The organism is Sphingomonas zeicaulis (assembly GCF_050433225.1).
GTDB lineage: Bacteria > Pseudomonadota > Alphaproteobacteria > Sphingomonadales > Sphingomonadaceae > Sphingomonas_D > Sphingomonas_D zeicaulis.
Genome location: NZ_JBNPXQ010000001.1, coordinates 60982 through 78037, shown reverse-complemented (window position 1 = coordinate 78037; position 17056 = coordinate 60982). Strand labels below are relative to the sequence as shown.

Genomic DNA, 17056 nt, shown 5'->3' with positions numbered 1-17056 from the left:
TCAGGTAGTGATGCTAATCGATCGCGATAATGCGCTAATCAGTCATGAGCCCCATTAGCCGGGATTATCAATGCGTCCGGATCAGCTTGCCGACCTCGCGATTTTCGCCGCCATCGCCGCCGACCGCAGCTTCACCCGTGCCGCGCGGCGGCTTGGCGTCACCCAATCGGCGCTGAGCCAGACGATGAAGCGACTGGAAGGCGCGCTCGGCTTTCGCCTGCTCGCCCGCACGACGCGGAGCGTCGCCCCCACTGCCGCCGGTGAGCGCCTGCTCGCCACCCTGTCCCCTGCGCTCGCCGGTCTGGACGACGAGATCGAGGCGCTGTCGCACGAGCGCGGAGCAGCGGTCGGCACCGTCCGGATCACGACGGGCAAACATGCCGCGGACACGCTGCTGTGGCCGATGCTGCCCGCCTTCCTGCGGCGCCACCCCGGCATCGAGGTGGAGGTTTGCGTGGAGGGGGAAATGACCGACGTCGTCGCGGGCCGCTACGATGCCGGCATCCGGCTCGGCGAGCGCCTGGAGAAGGACATGATCGCGCTCGGCATCGGTCCGCCGCTTCGGATCGCGGTGGTCGCCAGCAGCGACTATCTGGGCGACCGTCCCATGCCCACCGAGCCCCGCGACCTGATCGTGCATCGCTGCATCGCCTATGGCGACACGCATGGCGACCTCTCTCCCTGGTCGTTCGAGCGCGATGGCCATGCAGTGACGGTCAGGCCGGGCCGCGGGCCGGTGTTCAATGACGGTGACCTCATGGTCGGCGCCGCGATCGAGGGATTCGGCATCCTCTACATTCTGGAGGATCTGGTGGCGGCGCCGATCGCCGATGGCCGCCTCATCCGCCTGCTGGAGCCCTGGTGCCCGCCTTTTGCGGGCTATCATCTTTATTATCCGGATCGGCAAGGCACGGCGGCGTTCGAGGCGTTCAGGAAGATGCTGGTGGCGAGCAGGGTTTGAAAGCCCCCTCTCCCCTCGGGCGAGAGGGTTGGGGTGAGGGGAGGTCGCGGTTGGCATAGGAGTCTTGAGGTTTCGCTGCGGAGGCCAGTGCCCAATCCGACAAGGCTTTACGCTCGGTGCGACTCCCCCTCACCCGGCCCTCTCCCACGAGGGGAGAGGGCGTCACTCCAACTCCGCATACCGATCCCCGCCCTTCGCCGCCGCGCGCAATTCGTCCCATGTCTCGGTCTTCAGCGTCGCCATGTTGGCCATCGCATAGGCATCGCCGAAGTCCGGCGACCGGCCCAGCCGCGCCTTCTGCGCTTCCTTGGGTTCGATGAAGATGCCGGTCGGGCGCAGTTCCCAGCGATAGCTGGTGAGATCGGCGCGCAACTGGGGATGCGGGGGGAGCGCGGCGGGCACGGGGGCGGCGGGATCGAGGGTTTCGCGCAGGCGCCAGAGGGTTTCGGCGCGCAGGTTGGCGAAGGCGAGGCGCCCGTCGGCGGTGCGTTCGCGGCTGGCGCGGGCGAAGTTCACCGGCACCACCTGCACGTCATTGGCGCTGAGGAAGTTTACGCAGGCAAGGCCCCAGCCGACGACGTCCGCATGCACCACCGCCCGGTCCCGCCGGGCCATGATCACCCGCGCCGCCGCCTCCGGGCCGGCGCGGTCCTGCGGAATGTCGCGGCCGGGGATGATGATCGGCGCGTCGAACCAGGCGCCGTGGCGGCGCGCGATCACCATGTCGTCGCGCCCGCCGGCGGCGATGTCAGCGCCGATGCTGTCCATCGGCCCCGTCGGCGTCGCGGAGCCGGTCCGCCAGCGCGCCATCGCCGCATCCACCCAGCTCGCCGGAATCACCGCCCAGGGATCGTCCGCCACCCCCGCGGCGAAATCGCCCTGCAGCATCTGCGTGCGCAGCGGCTCAGGCAACGCCTGCAAGGTGTTGAGATAGCCCGAGCGCACGTAGAAATAATTGTCGGTCACGCGGCTGGGGATGAAGGTGCGGCTGACCGGCACGATCACCTTTTCGGGCGGGAACTCCGCCGGGTCGAAATCGGTCAGCGGCGCGCCCCGGAAAAGCACGAACGGCTCCGGCCCCGGCGCCTCCACGTCGCGCCCGCCAAGCGTGGTGAACCAGCGCAGTTCGCCCGGTTCGGCGGGGCGCGGATGGTTGGGATCGAGCCACGGCGCGAAATAATCGATCACCCAGCGGCCCTCGCTGGTGGTCGGCGGGTTGAACGTCATCAGCACGCGGCAGCGCTGCGCGGGGTCCGCCGATCGCGTCCACCCCATGGTGAAGCGCACCTGCGCCTCGCGCATCTCGGTGACCTCGTCATAGGCCTTCAGGTCGTGCGGGCGGCCCTGCCATTTGCGGTGATCGTCGGGCGCGTCGAGCCCGCCGAACTCCACCATCGCGCCGCCGGGCAGCCGCCACACCCCCTTCTGGCCATTATGCCCGACGGTGGAGCCGAGCAGTTCGGCGAGGCGCTGGATGACGCCCTCGGTCTGGATCTTCTCGCGCCGGAAGATCACGCTGCGGCGGTGGCGGGTGAGCGCGAGGCCGGCGATAAGATCGGTCTTGCCGCCGCCCGCCGCCGCGCCATAGCCGGTGACGAACGCAGCGCTTTCCGCACATTCCGCCTGCCGCCCGACCTGCGGGCGCCAGGGCATGTCGCGCAGGTCCGCCGCGAGGATCGCCTCGATCTCGGCGCGCTCCGCGGGGGAGGCGATGGCGAGCAGCTTTTCCCACTCGGCCGGGGTGCTGGGGATCATCGGCTTACTCCTTGCAGCCCAGCCGGCGCTGCAGCGCATCGGCGAGCGCGGCGAGGCGGGTGAGCGCCAGCACCTCGTCGATCGGCTCGGGCGGGTCGTCCGTGGTGTGGGTATCGCCGTCGCGCCCGGCATAGCGGCGCGGCGCGACAAGCTGGGCGTAGCGCAGCCGCGTGTCGATGCGCAGCTTGGAGCGGGCGACCGCTTCCGCGGCATCCTTGCCGGTGTCGGTCACGCCGTCGGCGATGTCGAGCGCCTGGTCGAGCATCGCCTCCGCCCCCGCCTCCCGCGCACGGGCGAGCCCGGTGCGGACGGCTTCATCCTCCATATACCAGCCCCAGAAGGTGCGCTCGGCCGGCATCCGCTCCGCCCCGGCGCGCAGCACCGCGGAGAGCGAGCGGCCGGTGGCGACCTCCGCGAAGATGCGGGGGATGATGGCCGCGCGGTCATAACGGCGGGGGATTTTTTTGCTCTCTTCGGCAGCGGGGGGAATTTTCCCCTCCGAGCTTTGATCGGGGAGGGGGCAAGTGGGGTCGATCGTGCCCCCGGCACGATCTTGGATTGCCGGGGGCAATCCAACCCCATTCGCCGCCGCAGGCGGTGGTGCAGGGGCCGGCTTGGACCTCTTCGCTCGCGCGACTTTGCCACCGGATGCTTCGGCGCCGGCCCCACCACCACGCGCTGGCGCGCGCGGTCCCCCTCCCCGTTCCGGGGAGGACATATCCGCCCGCCCGCAAACCGAAGGCGAGGACAGCAGACTCGTCACCTCACCCACGATCCTGCTCCACCTGCCACCCCACGAACACCAGGTCGCACAGCGCATCCGCCAGCGAGACGCCGCGCTTCTGCGCCCATGCCGCGATCTCGGTGGCCATCACCGGCTGGTGCGTCGCCACCACAGTGCGCGCCGGTGCGGGCACCCCGGCCTTGGGCCGTTCGCGCCAGTGGGGCTGCTGGTTGGGCGGTTCCGCCGTCCACTTGCCCGTCGCGACGATCTGCACGCGGCGGCTGCGCTGGTAACGCTCGACGCGGATCAGCCCCTTGCGCTCCAGCCGGCCGACGATGGTGGGCGTGGTGCTGGGCGAGGCGCAGCGGATCAGCGCGCCCAGCGCATCGGCGTTGGGGCATTGCGCCCCCGCCGCCGCGGCCTCCACCAGCGCGCGATAGATGGTGAGTTCGTTCCACGACAGGCCAGTCAATCCGGCATGGTTCGCAACGCCGTTCATTGCACATCTCCCTGCATATTCGCCTGGCTTTCCCGGTCATGCCGCCACGCCAGCATCCTGAGCCGGCCGAGCTGCCATTCGCGCAGCGCCAGCGGACTGCGCGCGCTCTCGCGTATCTCGGCCACCGTCGGGAAGAAGCGGCAGCGGCGGATGCAGGCGGCCACCGCCTCCGCCAATATGTCCGCCGGCAGATCGGCCAGTGCCTCGCGATACAGCGCCAGCCGCGCGGTGGCGGCGGCCTCGCTCTGCTTCACCGGCGGAAAGGCGAGCGCCAGCTTGCCGATCGCAAGATCGATCGTCGCCACCGGCGGGCCCTGCCCCGCCGCCTCCATCTCGGCGATGGCGCGGGCCAGCGCGCTGCGTTCGGCAGGCGTGGGCAGCGGCAGCTCGAACAGCGGCTCAGTCCCCGCCAGCGCCCCGCCCAGCCGCGGCGGCAAGCACGGCGCCCAGCAGCGGGTTGTTGAAGGCGGGATCGTCGTCGGCGGTGGCGGTGCGCCCGGCGGAATGTCGGTGAAGCGGCCGTTCGCGCGGGGGCCGATGGCGCGTGCGGTTGTCATTGCGATGCTGTTCCCATTGTTCTGCGTTGCCGATCCAGGTGCGCCAGCGCGCCTGCCAGTCCGCCGCCAGCCCACGTTCGCCGGGGGCGGCAGCATAATGATCGCGGAAGCGCGCCAGCTCGCGCTCGATGCGACCGGGTTCCCACGCGCTGACGGTGGCGTGGGCGATGGTGCCGGGAGTGAGTGGTGCCGGCTGCCAATCCGGCGCCAGCCGCGATGCCGTGGTGCGGCGGCGCACGCGCCGGGCACCGCCATCGGGATCGATAAGGGGGTTAATTTCTTTGGGGGGTGTGGGGGGCGTTTCTTTATCGGGGGGCGGTGCGGCGGCCTCCGCCGGAATTCCGGTGGAGCGCGCGCCCCTTGCCCCTGCCCGCTTCCGTTCCCGATCATAGGCACGGCGGCGCTCGGCGACGGGATCGATCGCGGCTGCGGCAAGCGCTGCTTCCGCTGCATCGAGCCGGCCGAGCAGCCGTGCCACGCGGGCCAGCAGCGCGGGCGCCAGCCCGGCCTCGACCAGCGCGGCGACGAGCGCGCCGGCATCGTCGCCGCCGCGGCTCATCGCGCGCCGCCCGCGCCGGTGATGGCCGGATCCAGCCCCGCCGCCCCGCAGGCCGCCTCGAACGCCGCGCGAGCCGCCAGCGCATGCTGACCGGTTTCCAGCATCCGACGCAGCAGCAGCCGCGATCCCTGTTCGGCCCAGCGCGCCGGATGTTCTTCCTCATCATCGGCCTCGTCCTCCACGGGCGGGCCATCGGCGCGCGCGCCGAGACGGCGGGCGCTGCCATCGGCGACCATCTCGCGCCGCAGCCGGCGGATCGCATCGACGCTGACGCCGAAGCCCTCGGCGCGAAGCTGGCGCACCGTTGCGGTGCCTGACATCGCGAACAGCAGCGCGCGGGCGCGCGCCTCCATCCGCGGGTTCATCGCCGGCGCAGCGCCGGCCGGGGGGCGAGTCTTTAGCATGAGTCGCGTTATACGATTCTCGTATATACGACGCAAGCCCCTGCGTGGCTGGACGATCGCCACCCTCGCCGGTAGATGATGGGGCATGCGATCTGCGCAGGAGATATTGGCGCTGCTCAAGGCGCGCGGGGTGACCCAGGCGGAAATCGCCCGCGTGCTCGGCGTGGCGCAGCCCAATGTCGCGACGCTCTACAATCCGGCGAAGACCGGCCGGCTGCGCAAGCTGGGCTATGACGAGGCGATGGCGCTGATCGCCGCGTTCGATCTCGGCGAGGATGCGGACGGCGCCGGCGAGGCGGCGCGGCTCAGCCCGCCGCCCGCCCCTGCCCCCATCAGTGCAGCCGCGCTCGCCCCGGTTTTACAGGCACTTGTGCCGCTGGCGCCGCCCGGCCCGCTGTCGGCGTCAGCTGCTGAAGCTTTGGCTCTAGCATTGCGACATGCGCTTCAGCTTCTTCCATCTGAAGGGTCCACTGAGCCCTCTTCGGATCAGATCGCGATGGCCGCTCGCGCAGCAGCGCTTCGATTTCGCGAAGCCTTGCCATCATGACGATGCGGCACATCGCACAATCCAGATAGCAGGGCTGGCAACCGCCCTCGCATTCCGGATCGGGCAAAGTGACGCGCTCCAGCTCGCGCATGGGCGACTCGACTCCTTTGTTCTTATTTTGTTCTGGCGGTCGCTTTCCTATTCCGCAAGGAAGATCGCAGGAAATTTCCTATCCGAATTGGTGTTGGATCGGGCTGCGGTTGACGGAATAAAACGATTATCGTATATTCTGGGATAGTCGATACGGAGCCCGCGATGACGCCCCCATCCCCCGAATTCATTACCCTCGCCAACATGCTCACCACCTCGTGGACCGAACTCCGCACCCGCCCTGCCGCGGAGCGCGACGACGAGGCCGAACGCTACCACGCGGCACGGGCGGAAGTGCTGGCATATCTCGCCGGGTGCGGGGTGGATGCGGAGGGGTTCGTGGCGGCGGTGGCTTGAAAAGTAATCCTCCGATTGCGCGCATCGATGTTCCGCGCGACCATAGGGTGATGACCGGCGATCGATTGCTCACGAGAGACGAGTTCCTGCGGTGCTTCAGGGAACCGATGCGGGACGTGACAACCTCCTCGGACGCCGCTGTCGACATTTGGCTCTATGTGGACCGATTTGATCCGGCGGCTCTCGGCGTCATCGAAATCGGCGATGTCGTCCAAGTCTATCGTGATGCGGACCATCGCTATGATCATGTTCTGCTTCGAAGCGAGACTGCGGATGTCTATGTGGTCATCGTGGTCAATGTCTCGGCAGGCGCCGTCTTCGGACATCATCTGCTCAACCCGAACGACGAATATGGCGTGGCTGGCGCACAGTGACGGCAATCCCGGTTTCGGGGACACAATACTAAACTAAATCATATGCTGAGCGTCGACGGCCATCACCAGAGTTTCGTATTATGTCCCCGAAACTTATCGCGTCACCTCACTGCTGATCAAGACGCTCAGCAACGCGGTGGCGACAACCGACCGAAGCGCCGCATGACTGGCTGCGGGAAGCGCGTCAGGAAGCGGCGCAACCCGCTTTCGCCGTCACCCGTGTAGTCCAACCTCGCGGCGCGAGCGAGTTGCAGCCGGTAGGCCGTCATGTCACCGATGTTGAGATGGGTGATCGCCAGATTATAGGCTGAAACCGTGTCGCCCCGATGAGCCGCCCTCCGCAGCATCACCGCGCTCGGCGCTCGCCGCCTTGAATCGCACCCGGAAAATCCGTATTTTCCGGGCAGGAGGTTCGGCATGACTCGATCTGTAAGTTCCGTCGAAATGGCAAAGTCGTTCGGCCGCTTTAGCCGCGAGGCACTGATCGCGCCGCTGACCATTACGCATCATGGTCATGACAGTCTCGTGCTGATGTCCGCCGCGGAATATCAACGCCTCAAGCGCCGCGATCGTGAAGTGCTGACGCTCGGCGATTTTACCGACGAGGACCGCGCCGCGATCGCGGCGTCTCGCACACCATCCGAGGCCGTTGACCATGATGACGAACTCCGCGACCCTTGATGCCGCTTCCCGAACCGGTCGCGGGTCTGGTGATCCGTTACGCCTTTCTCTGGAGTCATGAGGCAAAAGCGGGGAGCGAGGAAGGCAGCAAGGATCGGCCCTGCGCCGTCCTGCTCGCCACCACGACCCGCGGCGGCCGGAAGATCGTCACCCTCCTCCCCGTGACGCACACGCCACCCGCCGACGAGCGACTTGCGGTGGAGATTCCCGCAGCAACCAAGTCACGCCTCGGCCTCGACGACGCGCGCCCGTGGATCGTGCTCACCGAGGCGAACCGCTTCGAATGGCCCGGACCGGACCTCCGCCCGATCTCGGGCGACACGGATGCCGGCATCGCCTACGGCCTGCTGCCCGCGCGGCTTTACGATCAGGTGCGGACGAAATGGCTGGCGGCCTATGACGCAGGCAAGGCCGGCCAGATCAAGCGAACGTCATAAATGGGCGCATGGCTTCCGTCGCGGAGGTCCTTAGTTATGTATTATGTCCCCGAAACGAGGTCGTGGACTCTTAAATACTGGCGCTGGCCGGCAGACTACGCCATCATCTGGGGATGGATGGCGTTGAGGATTTCCGGCGACGAGCTTTGATTTTTTGGTAGTGCCGTTGTGTTGGTGGCGTTCGTCGTTGTGGCAATCTTTGCACCTGGCCCGCCATCACTTTCACTCGCTGATGGCATTTATGTAAGCCGATGCTGCGGGACACTATCGTTCAAGGCGGGACCCCTCATCGTGGGCGGTGTAGCCGTTCCCTACGAATTGCAGAGAGACAATCAGGGCCTCGCGGCAGTTCCCACCCTCTATGTGGGCATCGCGGACGGCAAGCGGCTGATTGTGGAGCGATCGAGACCTGCCATGAAACTGCGCTTTGATCGGAGCGATGCTCCTCTGCATTCGGTCACGATTTGGGATGCCAATAGATCGCGAACATATGATTTTACCAAGCGATGAGGCTTAATTTCGGGGACACAATAGCAAACTGCCCCGGCGCCGCCGCCAAACCACCCGCCACCGACAGTTCAGCACGGCATCCCCGAAACTCACACATCCCTCAGGCGATGGCCCCGCCATCCGCCGTCAGCACCGCGCCCGTGATCACGCTCGCCGCCGGGCTTGCGAGGAACACCACCGCGTTCGCCACCTCGCGCGGTTCGCCGTAGCGGCCGAGCGAGGTCATGCTGCGCTGGAAATCGGCCGCCTCGCCATTGGCGGGGTTGGCATCCGTGTCGGTCGATCCGGGCTGGACGAGGTTCACGGTGATGCCCTGGGGGCCGAGTTCGCGGGAGAGACCGCGGGTGAAGGCGGTCAGCGCCGCCTTGGACATCGCATAGGCGGTCACGCCCGGGAACGGCACGCGCTCACCCAGCCCCGAGCCGATCGAAACGATGCGGCCGCCTTCGCCGAGGTGTGGGATCACCGCCTTCGCGAACAGCACCGGCGCGCGAACGTTGACGTCCATCATTGCCTGATAGGCGTCGATATCGAGGTCGGCGATTGACCCGTAGGCGCCGATCGCGGCGCTGTTGACGAGGATGTCGATGCCGCCAAGCGCGGCGACGGTCTCGTCCACCGCGCGGGCGATCGCGGCGGGATCGGCGCTGTCGGCCTGGATGGCGACGGCGCGGCGGCCCGTCTTCTCGATGGATCCGGCCACCGCCACGGCCTTTTCGGCCGAGTTCTGATAGGTGAAGGCGACGTCGGCGCCATTTTCCGCAAGCGCCAGCGCGATCGCCGCGCCGATGCCGCGGGAAGCGCCGGTCACCAGCGCGCGCTTGCCGTTCAGATCGATCATGGTCTGTCCTTTTCTACCAATAAGGGCTGAAATCTGGATGTCGTTTCAACCGCCAGATAGGAGGACAGCACCCTCGAGCCATTCCCGATCATACCTTAGGCTTGCCTGATCCTGCCAAGCACCTATCTCTCGCACCATGTCCAACCTTGAGAGCATGACCCGTCGCCTGCTCGACGATGTCGCCCCCTATGTCGCGGCCGGCCCGGGGCTGGTCGGGCGCGAGACGCCGGTGCCGCGGCTGATGGTATGGTCCAGCCCCGCCGCCACCGCACCGGTATCCGCGGTGTTCGAGCCGATGTTCTATGCGGTCGCGCGCGGCACCAAGGTGCTGACGATGGGCGCCAACCGCTTCGAACTGGTCGCGGGCGCCTGCGCGGCCTCTTCCTTCGGCCTGCCCTACAGCCATGAACTGACCGGCGCGACGCCGGCACTGCCCTATGTCGGTATCAGCCTCCACCTCGATGTCGATCGGCTGACGCGGGTGATGCTCGACATGCCCAAGGGCGATGATCGCTGGACCTGCGCGGTGGCGGCCGGCAATCTGGATGGCACGATGGGGGACGCGTTCGCGCGGCTCGTCGGGCTGGTGAACAGCCCGGACGATGTCGCCATGCTGGCCCCCCATTATGAGAGCGAACTTTATTACCGCCTGCTGCAGGGCCCGATGGGTGACATGCTGCGCCAGATCGGCCAGCGCGACGATCGCGTGCGGCAGATCAAGGCCGCCGCCGACTGGCTGGGCACGCACAACGCCGAACCCGTCGTGATCGGCCACCTGGCGGCGAACGCGGGGATGAGCGTCACCTCGTTCCACCGGCATTTCAAGGCGGTGACCGGCTACAGCCCCCTCGCCTTCCAGCGCCACATGCGCCTGCTGGAAGCGCGCCGGCTGCTCGCCGCCGGCACCGCCAATGTCGAGCGCGTCGCCTATGCCGTCGGCTACCAGAGCCCCTCGCAGTTCAGCCGGGAATATAAGGCGATGTTCGGCAACGCGCCGGTGGCGGATCTGCAGCGTGGGGGTGTGGTGAAGGCGGTTGTGCGGTGAAGGGTGTCCGCATTCACCGCATGTCGTGCGGCGGATGGCTCTCCTCCGCCACCAGCCCCCGCAGCGTCCCGATCGGCATGAACAGCCGCAGCGGCTGCGATGGCAGTGGCGTGAAACCATAGCCGGTATAGAGTCCCAGCCGCCGCTCGACCGCGGCCGGATCCCCGCAATCCAGAACGTCCAGCATCACCGCCGCAATGCCCACCTGATCGGCGGCGCGGGCGATCCGCACGAGCGCGTCGACGAGAAGATCGCCGCCGAAGCCCTGTCCGGCGAAACGGCCGTCGACGCCGATCATCGAGATATAGGCGGCCGGGATCTGGCCGTGGCCCGGCCGCGTTCGCGCATATTTCCGCGGCAGGTCAGCAAAGTCGATGCTGTGCGCGTTCAGGCTGTAGAAGCCGATCACCGCGTCGTCCGGCGTGGTCATCACATAGAGTCGGACATTGTCGGCCCGCGCCAGCTTGTTTGCCGTCCTGCGGAAATAATTGTCGACCTGCTCCACGCCGCACGCGAAGGCGACGCGATCATGCACGTCGGGATCGAAGGCCGCGATGCGAGCGCGGCCGTCGGCCGGGGCGATCACCGGCTGGCGATCGTCGCCTTGTGGCGCGCGAACGCAGCGCGCAACGCATCGGAGGGCACGGGGGGATTGTCGAGCGCGGCGAAGAAGGCGGCATGATCGGCCGGCTGCAGCACGGTCCGTTCATGCGCGGCGATCGTCTCAAGTGCGGACCGGTAGGCGGCGTTCATCGTGAACACGGAATCATCTACGCCCGACAGCGCGGCCGCGCGCTGGATTGCTTCCTTGATGCGTGGCTTGGTGCGGAAATTCATCCGCTCTGTGCTCCGCTCATCCACTTCGCTCGCGCGATCATGGAACGGGAACATATTGCCTCTCCATCCGATCCCGCCACCTATGTACGCCTTGAAGGCGTACAGATCAAAAAGCATAACGCCTTAGTTTCGGTAGTTTCGGGGACATAATACCAAACTCACGTCCCGTCCCATATCCGGAGAATCAGGCAAGAGAAGCGCGCGATCCGGCAACCACGCATCGTCTCCAAGGGGCACATGGATGGGGTCACACACCCCACCCTAAAGGAGACTTCCAATGACCACCATTTCCCTCGTCACCGGTGCCAATCGCGGCCTCGGCCGCAACACCGCGCTCAGCATCGCGCGGCGCGGCGGCGATGTCATCCTCACCTTCCGCAATGGTGAGGAACAGGCAAGGGCCGTCGTCGCCGAGATTGAAGCGCTGGGCCGCAAGGCCGTCGCCCTGCGGCTCGACGTCAGCGATGTGGCGAGCTTCCCCGCCTTCGCCGCCGATGTCCGCGCCGCGCTGTCCGCCACCTGGGCCCGCGACAGCTTCGACCATCTCGTGAACAATGCCGGACAGGGCGAGATGGCAAGCATCGCCGACACCACCGAGGCGCAGTTCGACGCGCTGTTCGCCACGCATGTGAAGGGCGTGCTCTTCCTGACCCAGGCGCTGCTGCCGATGCTGGCGGATGGCGGCCGCATCGTGAACTTCTCGTCCGGCCTTACCCGCGTGTCGGTCGCGGGCTTCGCGGCCTATTCCGCCGCCAAGGGCGCGGTCGAGACGCTGACCGTCTACATGGCCAAGGAGTTCGGCAACCGCGGCATCACCGCCAATGTCGTCGCTCCCGGCGCGATCGAAACCGATTTCCTCGGCGGCGCGGTGCGCGACATGGCCGACCTCAACAAGCAGTTCGCCGACATGACGGCGCTCGGCCGCGTCGGCATGCCGGATGATATCGGCCCGATGGTCGCCAGCCTGCTGGGGCCCGACAATCGCTGGGTCACCGCGCAGCGCATCGAGGTGTCCGGCGGCCAGACGATCTAAGATGGCGACCGCTCCGAGGGGGCGCGACGCTCCCTCGCCTTGATCGCTAGAGATTGAACGTGCCAATATACGGACGAACCGCTTGATTATCCGAAGAAATATAGCAGCATGCGAGCAATTTGTGTATGGTGAAATCGAACATTGTCGGTGACCCGAAGAATCGCAATAGGTGATTTTTCGGATATCAAGATGAGGAATCTCCATGTTCAGATGGCTCGGCGGAAAGAATAAGGACGATCAACTCGCCGAACAGCTCCGTAATGTGCGGGGAGAATTGGAGACTATAGGCAGGCTGATCGCCGCCTCGCAGCAGAGGCAGCAGGAAACCATCTCCGTTCTCCGATCGATAGAGGAATTGAGCAGAGCGCAGCACAGTTTGATGGCGTCCTGGATCATGGGCAGACCGTTCGAGATGGACGGACGGTATCAGGATCTGAAAAGCCTGTCCCGCTACAACCGAAAGGTCTATAGCCAACTTGGCGAAGACGGGATCATTTCGGAGATCATCAGCCGAATAGGGCGCGTTGATGGCATTTTTGTGGAATGCGGTGTCGGAAATGGATTGGAAAACACGACACGTTTTCTTCTGGAGAATGGCTGGACGGGATATTGGTTCGAGGCGAATGACGATGATGTCCGCGCTGCCGGTGAAATATTCCGGACATTCATCGATGAAGGTCGACTGAAGATCGTCAACGCCTTAATCACTATCGATAACGTCAATGAGCTGATGGACGAAGCTGGCGTTCCAGCCAAATTCGATTATCTGTCGGTCGATCTCGATTATGTGACTCCACAGATCTGGGAAACGCTCGATCGAAAGTCGCGTATCGCATGCGTGGAAATGAATCCGTCGCTGCCTCAGAATATTGCGGCGAGGATGCCGTATATCCCGGATCAGATGTGGGATGGAACCAACTGGTATGGCGGCAGCCTCAAAACGCTCGAAAATATCGGCCGCGACAAGAATATGGCGCTGGTTGGTTGCGATCTCACCGGAACGAATGGTTTTTTCGTCGACTATGACGAGACCGGTGACAAATTTCGGAGGCCGTTCGACGCCGATACTCATTACGAACCGCCGCGCAATTTTTATCCCTTCGGTCTTCACCATCCATCGCCTCACCTCCCCCGCGAGTGGCTGCGAAAGGAACCAATAAGACGTTCATCGATGCCAAATTCACAGAATTCCAAAACGTCTCCGAAATGATGCCGTTTCGTGGGGAAGTTATAACAAGTTATAAGATGCCTTGAACTCCACCGACGATTAAATGGCAAAGTTAGTATTGTGTCCCCGAAACTCGCTGCCGCGCCGCGCCTCTCGACTACGTCCGACACGAACGCTAATAGGCGGGAGCACCCGCACCGGCCCGCTCCGAAAGACCCCGATGAACGTCATCAACATCATCGCCCCCTATCGCTATCTCGACATGTGGGTGTTCGACGATCCCCGCGTTGGATTGCAGGCGGAGCCGTTCGTCGGCGGGGCGGATACGATGATCGATCGCGTCACCGCACATATTCCCAATGCCGCGGACGGCTTCGTCATGATCTTTTCCGGCACGCCGTTTCCGGATCACCAGTTTCGGCTGGAATGGCGGCGCGAAGAGAATCGCGGGAATGTCTATTATTCTGAGGCGCTCGATGCCGAAGGCTGGCTTTGCCCCGCGTTGCTGCTCTATTTCGACGAGAAGCCTCCGGAAATCTATGTGCAGGTGAAGGCAAAGAGCGGTAGCTGACGGGCGCGCCTGATTTCGTATTGTGTCCCCGAAATGTGGCACCTCATCCGGTGACGAGCTTCGGTAACCGGGCTTTCAACGCCGGGTAAAGCGCAAGCAGATGGCTGGCGCCGAACACGACCAGCAGATCGTCGTGCCAATCCAGGTGGCGCAGGATCAACCGGCGGAGATGGGCGTTGCGCGCCCCGGTTTCGCCACGCACGATCCTTGCGACCAGATCCCTGCCGCAATGGGAGCGAGGCCCCTGCCAAAACGGTGCGATCGTGAAATCTGCGGCACACTGGGCGCTTCCGCACCCCTGCGCCGCCCATGGCAAAAGCCGCCCACCACCCGTCGTACAGCGCATATTCATTCTCCGCTGTGACGAGGATCATTGTCTCGGTCCGCGCTTTTATTCCAAACATTCCAACGTCGTATCAAAGCGTAGAAGGATGATCATGGTAACGAAGCTGAAAACCGGTGCAGTGTGTGCAACCCTGGCGCTCTCGTTTGCCCTTTCGGCCTGCGGCGGTGGCGGCGATGCCGCAGGCAACGCGACCGGCGAGCCTTCGGGCACATCCGGAGGCACCGCAGCGGGCGAAACCGGCGGCACGGTGGCCGCGCCGACCCTGGCCGAGGGGCCGGACGTCTGCTTCAAGGCGATTGCCAAGCATCTGGGGGCCGAGACCAAGGTGATGGAGATCACCTCCTTCTTCAGTGCCGGCAAGGATATCGACGGCAATGCGGGCGAACCCGAAGGCACGATGACCACCTGCACGGTGCAGTATCAAAACCCGGCCGATCCGCGGAAGGTGCTCGCCACCCGGCTCGATACCAGCACCGGCAAATTCTCCGAGCCGCAGCCGGTCGAACTCAGCGTGATGGGCGGCAACGCCTCCGAATTCAAACTCGACGATTATGTCATCCCGCTCGCCAAGGTCGATGCCGGCGCGCTGAAAGGCGTGATGGACGCGCAGAAGGCGGCGCTCGGCGGCGTCTATTCCAAATATGCGTGGACGGGCGTGCGGCTCGAGGCGCCGGGCTCGTTCAGCAACGACCACCGGCTGCGCCTCGACGTCGATGGCCGCCTGGCCTCCAACGACCTCAAGGAAAATGGCTACGCCTCGATCTCGATCGACGGCAAGACGATCACCACAAACCACCTGCTGCCGTAAGCGACACCGCGGCGCATCGTGGCCAGGGCTGCGATGCGCCGTCGGCTCTCCCCGGAACGACGTGCTTTCCCGATAGTCCGGTGCGGCGCAAATCAAGGGGGAGCATCATGCGAAGGATCCTGTTTTTCGTTGCCGCCTTCGCCATCCCGGCCGCCGTTCTGACCGGGGCAACGCCCCCTACCCGCCGAAGCGCACGCTTCATCGCGCGTCCGGTTCATCCACACGGTCGCGGTGGCTAGGCGGCAACCCTGCCGCTTGGCCCCGAGGAGTGCGTTCTCACGATGTTGCGACCGATGGCCCGGATCTGCGCGGTAATCCTGCTGGCGCTGGCCGTGCCGCAGGTGCAGGCCCAGATCGTACCGGCACCGGCGGCCGAAGAAAACAAGGCGGCGGCGGCCCCCGCGGCGCCGCCCGCCCCGGCGCCCGATCCCTATGGCCGCGAGACCCCGCGCGACGCCGTGTCGGGCCTGCTCTCCGCGCTGGCCGAGCGCGACTATGCGCTCGCCGCGCACTATTTCGATGCGCGCTCGAATGGCGAGCAGCTCGCCCGGCAGCTGCAGACGGTGCTCGACGCGGGCGGCACTCTGGTGCCATTCGCCGCGCTCTCCAACGATGCCGCGGGCGTGCTCGACGATGGGCTGAAAGCCGATCAGGAGCGGATCGGCGACCTCGGCGATGCGGAGAAGACGCCGATCCTGCTGACCCACGGTACCGCGCCCGGCGGCGCGCGCGTGTGGCGGATCTCGCGCGCAACCATCGCCGCCGCACACACGCTGCAGCCGAAGGCAGCGCCCGAACCGGAGGACGAGGGCCCCGAGATCGCCGGCGCCTCGCTGGAGGACTGGGTGCGGCTGCTGGGCATCGCAGCACTCGTCTTCCTCGGCTTCCAGATCGTCAACGCCGCGATCCTCTTCGCGATCGGGCGCAGCGTATCGGACAAGGAGAACAGCCGCATATACGGGCTGGCGCAGGCAGCGATGCCGCCGCTCAGCCTGTTCTTTTCCACCGTCGCCTTCTCGATCTGGGCGGGGTCGATGCCGGTGTCGATCGTCGCCCGGCAATTGCTGCTGCGCTATGTCGGCATCTTCGCCTGGGTGGCGCTGGCCTGGTTCCTGTTCCGCATGGTCGATTCGGTCTCGCGGTTGCTGATCCGCCGCATGGCCGGGCAGGAACGGCGGCAGGCGGTATCGGTCGTCACCCTGGCGCGGCGCGCGGCGAAGATCTTGCTGCTGTTCATCGCGATGGTCGCGGTGCTCGACACGTTCGGGATCGACGTCACCACCGGGGTCGCGGCGCTCGGCATCGGCGGCATCGCGCTGGCGCTGGGCGCGCAGAAGACGGTGGAGAATCTCGTCGGCAGCATCACCCTGATCGTCGACAAGCCGGTGCAGGTGGGCGATTTCTGCAAGGTGGGGGACGTGACCGGCACCGTCGAGGATATCGGCATCCGCTCCACCCGCATCCGCACCCTCGAACGCACGATCGTCACCATCCCCAATGGCGACTTCTCGTCGCGCCAGATCGAGAATTTCGCGCAGCGTGACCGCTTCCTGTTCAACCCGGTGATCGGCGTGGAATATGGCATCGGCTCCGCCAAGCTACTGGAGGCGGTGGAGCGGATCGAGGCGATCCTGGTCGAGCATAGCCGCATCATCAAGCCCGGCGCCCGCGCGCGCTTCAAGGCGTTCGGCCCCAGCTCGCTCGATATCGAGACCTTCGCCTATATCGAGGCCGCCGACTTCGACGAGAGCCTGGTGATCCGGCAGGATCTGCTGCTGCTGATCTTCGCCGCCCTGGAACAGGCCGAGATCGGCATCGCCTTCCCGACCAGCACCATCCATCTGCTGCCGCACGAAATGCCGACCGGCCGTCCGGCGACGCTGCCGATCGATGCGGGGGTGAACCAGCACTTGTAACCCGGCACCAGACGAGCATCAGGCCGCAAGCAGGAG

General features: G+C 65.8%; 23 protein-coding genes. 12 read left to right on the top strand and 11 right to left on the bottom strand.

Annotated features, from left to right (window positions below; translation table 11 throughout):
• Window positions 1-70 precede the first annotated feature (70 nt).
• Window positions 71-961, top strand: a complete 891-nt coding sequence (locus tag FHS96_RS00425; RefSeq protein ID WP_429587212.1) for a LysR family transcriptional regulator — start codon at window positions 71-73, stop codon at window positions 959-961.
• 162 nt (window positions 962-1123) lie between these two features.
• Here the strand turns inward: FHS96_RS00425 and FHS96_RS00420 are convergent, their stop codons facing one another.
• The 6 genes from FHS96_RS00420 to FHS96_RS00395 are packed head-to-tail and all read right to left on the bottom strand — an operon-like array spanning window position 1124 to window position 5459.
• Window positions 1124-2716, bottom strand: coding sequence for a terminase (locus FHS96_RS00420; RefSeq protein WP_429587210.1), 1593 nt, complete (start codon window positions 2714-2716; stop codon window positions 1124-1126).
• A gap of 4 nt (window positions 2717-2720) precedes the next feature.
• Window positions 2721-3434 (bottom strand): terminase small subunit-like protein, encoded by a 714-nt coding sequence (locus FHS96_RS00415; RefSeq protein ID WP_429587208.1) that lies wholly within the window; start codon window positions 3432-3434, stop codon window positions 2721-2723.
• A gap of 46 nt (window positions 3435-3480) precedes the next feature.
• The gene (locus FHS96_RS00410) at window positions 3481-3939 is read right to left on the bottom strand and encodes a hypothetical protein (RefSeq protein ID WP_429587207.1); all 459 of its coding nucleotides are present in this window, start codon (window positions 3937-3939) and stop codon (window positions 3481-3483) included.
• A complete protein-coding gene (locus FHS96_RS00405; protein ID WP_429587206.1) occupies window positions 3936-4376 on the bottom strand; it encodes a hypothetical protein in 441 nt (146 codons plus the stop codon). Before FHS96_RS00405 ends, FHS96_RS00410 begins: the two co-directional genes overlap by 4 nt.
• Window positions 4339-5055, bottom strand: coding sequence for a hypothetical protein (locus FHS96_RS00400; protein WP_429587204.1), 717 nt, complete (start codon window positions 5053-5055; stop codon window positions 4339-4341). The genes FHS96_RS00405 and FHS96_RS00400 overlap by 38 nt, the downstream gene beginning before the upstream one ends.
• Window positions 5052-5459 carry a hypothetical protein gene (locus FHS96_RS00395; protein ID WP_429587202.1) on the bottom strand — a complete coding sequence of 136 codons (408 nt, stop codon included), beginning with the start codon at window positions 5457-5459 and terminating at the stop codon, window positions 5052-5054. The genes FHS96_RS00400 and FHS96_RS00395 overlap by 4 nt, the downstream gene beginning before the upstream one ends.
• A gap of 106 nt (window positions 5460-5565) precedes the next feature.
• Here FHS96_RS00395 and FHS96_RS00390 point away from each other — a divergent pair, with 106 nt between their 5' ends.
• The 3 genes from FHS96_RS00390 to FHS96_RS00380 all read left to right on the top strand — a co-directional run bounded on the left by FHS96_RS00390 (window position 5566) and on the right by FHS96_RS00380 (window position 6827).
• The gene (locus FHS96_RS00390; protein WP_429587201.1) at window positions 5566-6006 is read left to right on the top strand and encodes a hypothetical protein; all 441 of its coding nucleotides are present in this window, start codon (window positions 5566-5568) and stop codon (window positions 6004-6006) included.
• Between the two features lie 255 nt (window positions 6007-6261).
• Window positions 6262-6453, top strand: coding sequence for a hypothetical protein (locus tag FHS96_RS00385; protein WP_429587200.1), 192 nt, complete (start codon window positions 6262-6264; stop codon window positions 6451-6453).
• A 50-nt stretch (window positions 6454-6503) separates the two neighbouring features.
• Window positions 6504-6827, top strand: coding sequence for a hypothetical protein (locus tag FHS96_RS00380; protein ID WP_429587198.1), 324 nt, complete (start codon window positions 6504-6506; stop codon window positions 6825-6827).
• Window positions 6828-6952: 125 nt separating this feature from the next.
• On the opposite strand, the gene FHS96_RS00375 is transcribed toward FHS96_RS00380, so the two are convergent.
• On the bottom strand, window positions 6953-7246 hold the full coding sequence (locus FHS96_RS00375) for a ubiquitin family protein (RefSeq protein ID WP_429587196.1): 294 nt from the start codon (window positions 7244-7246) through the stop codon (window positions 6953-6955).
• Between FHS96_RS00375 and FHS96_RS00370 the strand changes: the two genes are divergently transcribed.
• Window positions 7245-7508 carry a type II toxin-antitoxin system Phd/YefM family antitoxin gene (locus tag FHS96_RS00370; RefSeq protein WP_429587194.1) on the top strand — a complete coding sequence of 88 codons (264 nt, stop codon included), beginning with the start codon at window positions 7245-7247 and terminating at the stop codon, window positions 7506-7508. The two genes, FHS96_RS00375 and FHS96_RS00370, sit on opposite strands and share 2 nt — an antisense overlap.
• Window positions 7508-7945 carry a hypothetical protein gene (locus FHS96_RS00365; RefSeq protein WP_429587192.1) on the top strand — a complete coding sequence of 146 codons (438 nt, stop codon included), beginning with the start codon at window positions 7508-7510 and terminating at the stop codon, window positions 7943-7945. The genes FHS96_RS00370 and FHS96_RS00365 overlap by 1 nt, the downstream gene beginning before the upstream one ends.
• A gap of 610 nt (window positions 7946-8555) precedes the next feature.
• Here the strand turns inward: FHS96_RS00365 and FHS96_RS00360 are convergent.
• On the bottom strand, window positions 8556-9296 hold the full coding sequence (locus FHS96_RS00360) for an SDR family NAD(P)-dependent oxidoreductase (protein WP_429587191.1): 741 nt from the start codon (window positions 9294-9296) through the stop codon (window positions 8556-8558).
• A gap of 154 nt (window positions 9297-9450) precedes the next feature.
• Here FHS96_RS00360 and FHS96_RS00355 point away from each other — a divergent pair, with 154 nt between their 5' ends.
• Entirely contained in the window at window positions 9451-10341 is an 891-nt protein-coding gene (locus tag FHS96_RS00355; RefSeq protein WP_429587189.1) for an AraC family transcriptional regulator, read from the top strand.
• Window positions 10342-10354: 13 nt separating this feature from the next.
• Here the strand turns inward: FHS96_RS00355 and FHS96_RS00350 are convergent, their stop codons facing one another.
• Together FHS96_RS00350 and FHS96_RS00345 are read right to left on the bottom strand one after the other, a co-directional pair.
• Window positions 10355-10927, bottom strand: coding sequence for a GNAT family N-acetyltransferase (locus tag FHS96_RS00350; RefSeq protein WP_429587187.1), 573 nt, complete (start codon window positions 10925-10927; stop codon window positions 10355-10357).
• Window positions 10924-11232 (bottom strand): type II toxin-antitoxin system TacA family antitoxin, encoded by a 309-nt coding sequence (locus FHS96_RS00345; RefSeq protein ID WP_429587185.1) that lies wholly within the window; start codon window positions 11230-11232, stop codon window positions 10924-10926. Before FHS96_RS00345 ends, FHS96_RS00350 begins: the two co-directional genes overlap by 4 nt.
• Window positions 11233-11455: 223 nt before the next feature.
• Here FHS96_RS00345 and FHS96_RS00340 point away from each other — a divergent pair, with 223 nt between their 5' ends.
• From FHS96_RS00340 to FHS96_RS00330, 3 genes are all read left to right on the top strand, one after another.
• Entirely contained in the window at window positions 11456-12211 is a 756-nt protein-coding gene (locus tag FHS96_RS00340; RefSeq protein WP_429587184.1) for an SDR family NAD(P)-dependent oxidoreductase, read from the top strand.
• A 202-nt stretch (window positions 12212-12413) separates the two neighbouring features.
• A complete protein-coding gene (locus tag FHS96_RS00335; protein WP_429587183.1) occupies window positions 12414-13421 on the top strand; it encodes a hypothetical protein in 1008 nt (335 codons plus the stop codon).
• Between the two features lie 178 nt (window positions 13422-13599).
• On the top strand, window positions 13600-13950 hold the full coding sequence (locus FHS96_RS00330; RefSeq protein WP_429587182.1) for a DUF6717 family protein: 351 nt from the start codon (window positions 13600-13602) through the stop codon (window positions 13948-13950).
• 43 nt (window positions 13951-13993) lie between these two features.
• Here the strand turns inward: FHS96_RS00330 and FHS96_RS00325 are convergent, their stop codons facing one another.
• Window positions 13994-14152: a hypothetical protein gene (locus FHS96_RS00325; RefSeq protein ID WP_429587181.1), complete on the bottom strand. Its 159-nt coding sequence runs from the start codon at window positions 14150-14152 to the stop codon at window positions 13994-13996.
• 229 nt (window positions 14153-14381) lie between these two features.
• Here FHS96_RS00325 and FHS96_RS00320 point away from each other — a divergent pair, with 229 nt between their 5' ends.
• On the top strand, window positions 14382-15104 hold the full coding sequence (locus tag FHS96_RS00320) for a hypothetical protein (protein WP_429587180.1): 723 nt from the start codon (window positions 14382-14384) through the stop codon (window positions 15102-15104).
• A gap of 293 nt (window positions 15105-15397) precedes the next feature.
• Window positions 15398-17020 (top strand): mechanosensitive ion channel family protein, encoded by a 1623-nt coding sequence (locus tag FHS96_RS00315; RefSeq protein WP_429587179.1) that lies wholly within the window; start codon window positions 15398-15400, stop codon window positions 17018-17020.
• Window positions 17021-17056: the final 36 nt, after the last annotated feature.

Bases quoted from the DNA above. Each gene is read 5' to 3' on its own strand.
- FHS96_RS00425 (WP_429587212.1), top strand. From the start codon at position 71: ATGCGTCCGGATCAGCTTGCCGACCTCGCGATTTTCGCCGCCATCGCC.
- FHS96_RS00420 (WP_429587210.1), bottom strand. From the start codon at position 2,716: ATGATCCCCAGCACCCCGGCCGAGTGGGAAAAGCTGCTCGCCATCGCC.
- FHS96_RS00415 (WP_429587208.1), bottom strand. From the start codon at position 3,434: ATGTCCTCCCCGGAACGGGGAGGGGGACCGCGCGCGCCAGCGCGTGGT.
- FHS96_RS00410 (WP_429587207.1), bottom strand. From the start codon at position 3,939: ATGAACGGCGTTGCGAACCATGCCGGATTGACTGGCCTGTCGTGGAAC.
- FHS96_RS00400 (WP_429587204.1), bottom strand. From the start codon at position 5,055: ATGAGCCGCGGCGGCGACGATGCCGGCGCGCTCGTCGCCGCGCTGGTC.
- FHS96_RS00395 (WP_429587202.1), bottom strand. From the start codon at position 5,459: ATGCTAAAGACTCGCCCCCCGGCCGGCGCTGCGCCGGCGATGAACCCG.
- FHS96_RS00385 (WP_429587200.1), top strand. From the start codon at position 6,262: ATGACGCCCCCATCCCCCGAATTCATTACCCTCGCCAACATGCTCACC.
- FHS96_RS00380 (WP_429587198.1), top strand. From the start codon at position 6,504: ATGACCGGCGATCGATTGCTCACGAGAGACGAGTTCCTGCGGTGCTTC.
- FHS96_RS00370 (WP_429587194.1), top strand. From the start codon at position 7,245: ATGACTCGATCTGTAAGTTCCGTCGAAATGGCAAAGTCGTTCGGCCGC.
- FHS96_RS00375 (WP_429587196.1), bottom strand. From the start codon at position 7,246: ATGCCGAACCTCCTGCCCGGAAAATACGGATTTTCCGGGTGCGATTCA.
- FHS96_RS00365 (WP_429587192.1), top strand. From the start codon at position 7,508: ATGCCGCTTCCCGAACCGGTCGCGGGTCTGGTGATCCGTTACGCCTTT.
- FHS96_RS00360 (WP_429587191.1), bottom strand. From the start codon at position 9,296: ATGATCGATCTGAACGGCAAGCGCGCGCTGGTGACCGGCGCTTCCCGC.
- FHS96_RS00355 (WP_429587189.1), top strand. From the start codon at position 9,451: ATGACCCGTCGCCTGCTCGACGATGTCGCCCCCTATGTCGCGGCCGGC.
- FHS96_RS00345 (WP_429587185.1), bottom strand. From the start codon at position 11,232: ATGTTCCCGTTCCATGATCGCGCGAGCGAAGTGGATGAGCGGAGCACA.
- FHS96_RS00340 (WP_429587184.1), top strand. From the start codon at position 11,456: ATGACCACCATTTCCCTCGTCACCGGTGCCAATCGCGGCCTCGGCCGC.
- FHS96_RS00335 (WP_429587183.1), top strand. From the start codon at position 12,414: ATGTTCAGATGGCTCGGCGGAAAGAATAAGGACGATCAACTCGCCGAA.
- FHS96_RS00330 (WP_429587182.1), top strand. From the start codon at position 13,600: ATGAACGTCATCAACATCATCGCCCCCTATCGCTATCTCGACATGTGG.
- FHS96_RS00320 (WP_429587180.1), top strand. From the start codon at position 14,382: ATGATCATGGTAACGAAGCTGAAAACCGGTGCAGTGTGTGCAACCCTG.
- FHS96_RS00315 (WP_429587179.1), top strand. From the start codon at position 15,398: ATGGCCCGGATCTGCGCGGTAATCCTGCTGGCGCTGGCCGTGCCGCAG.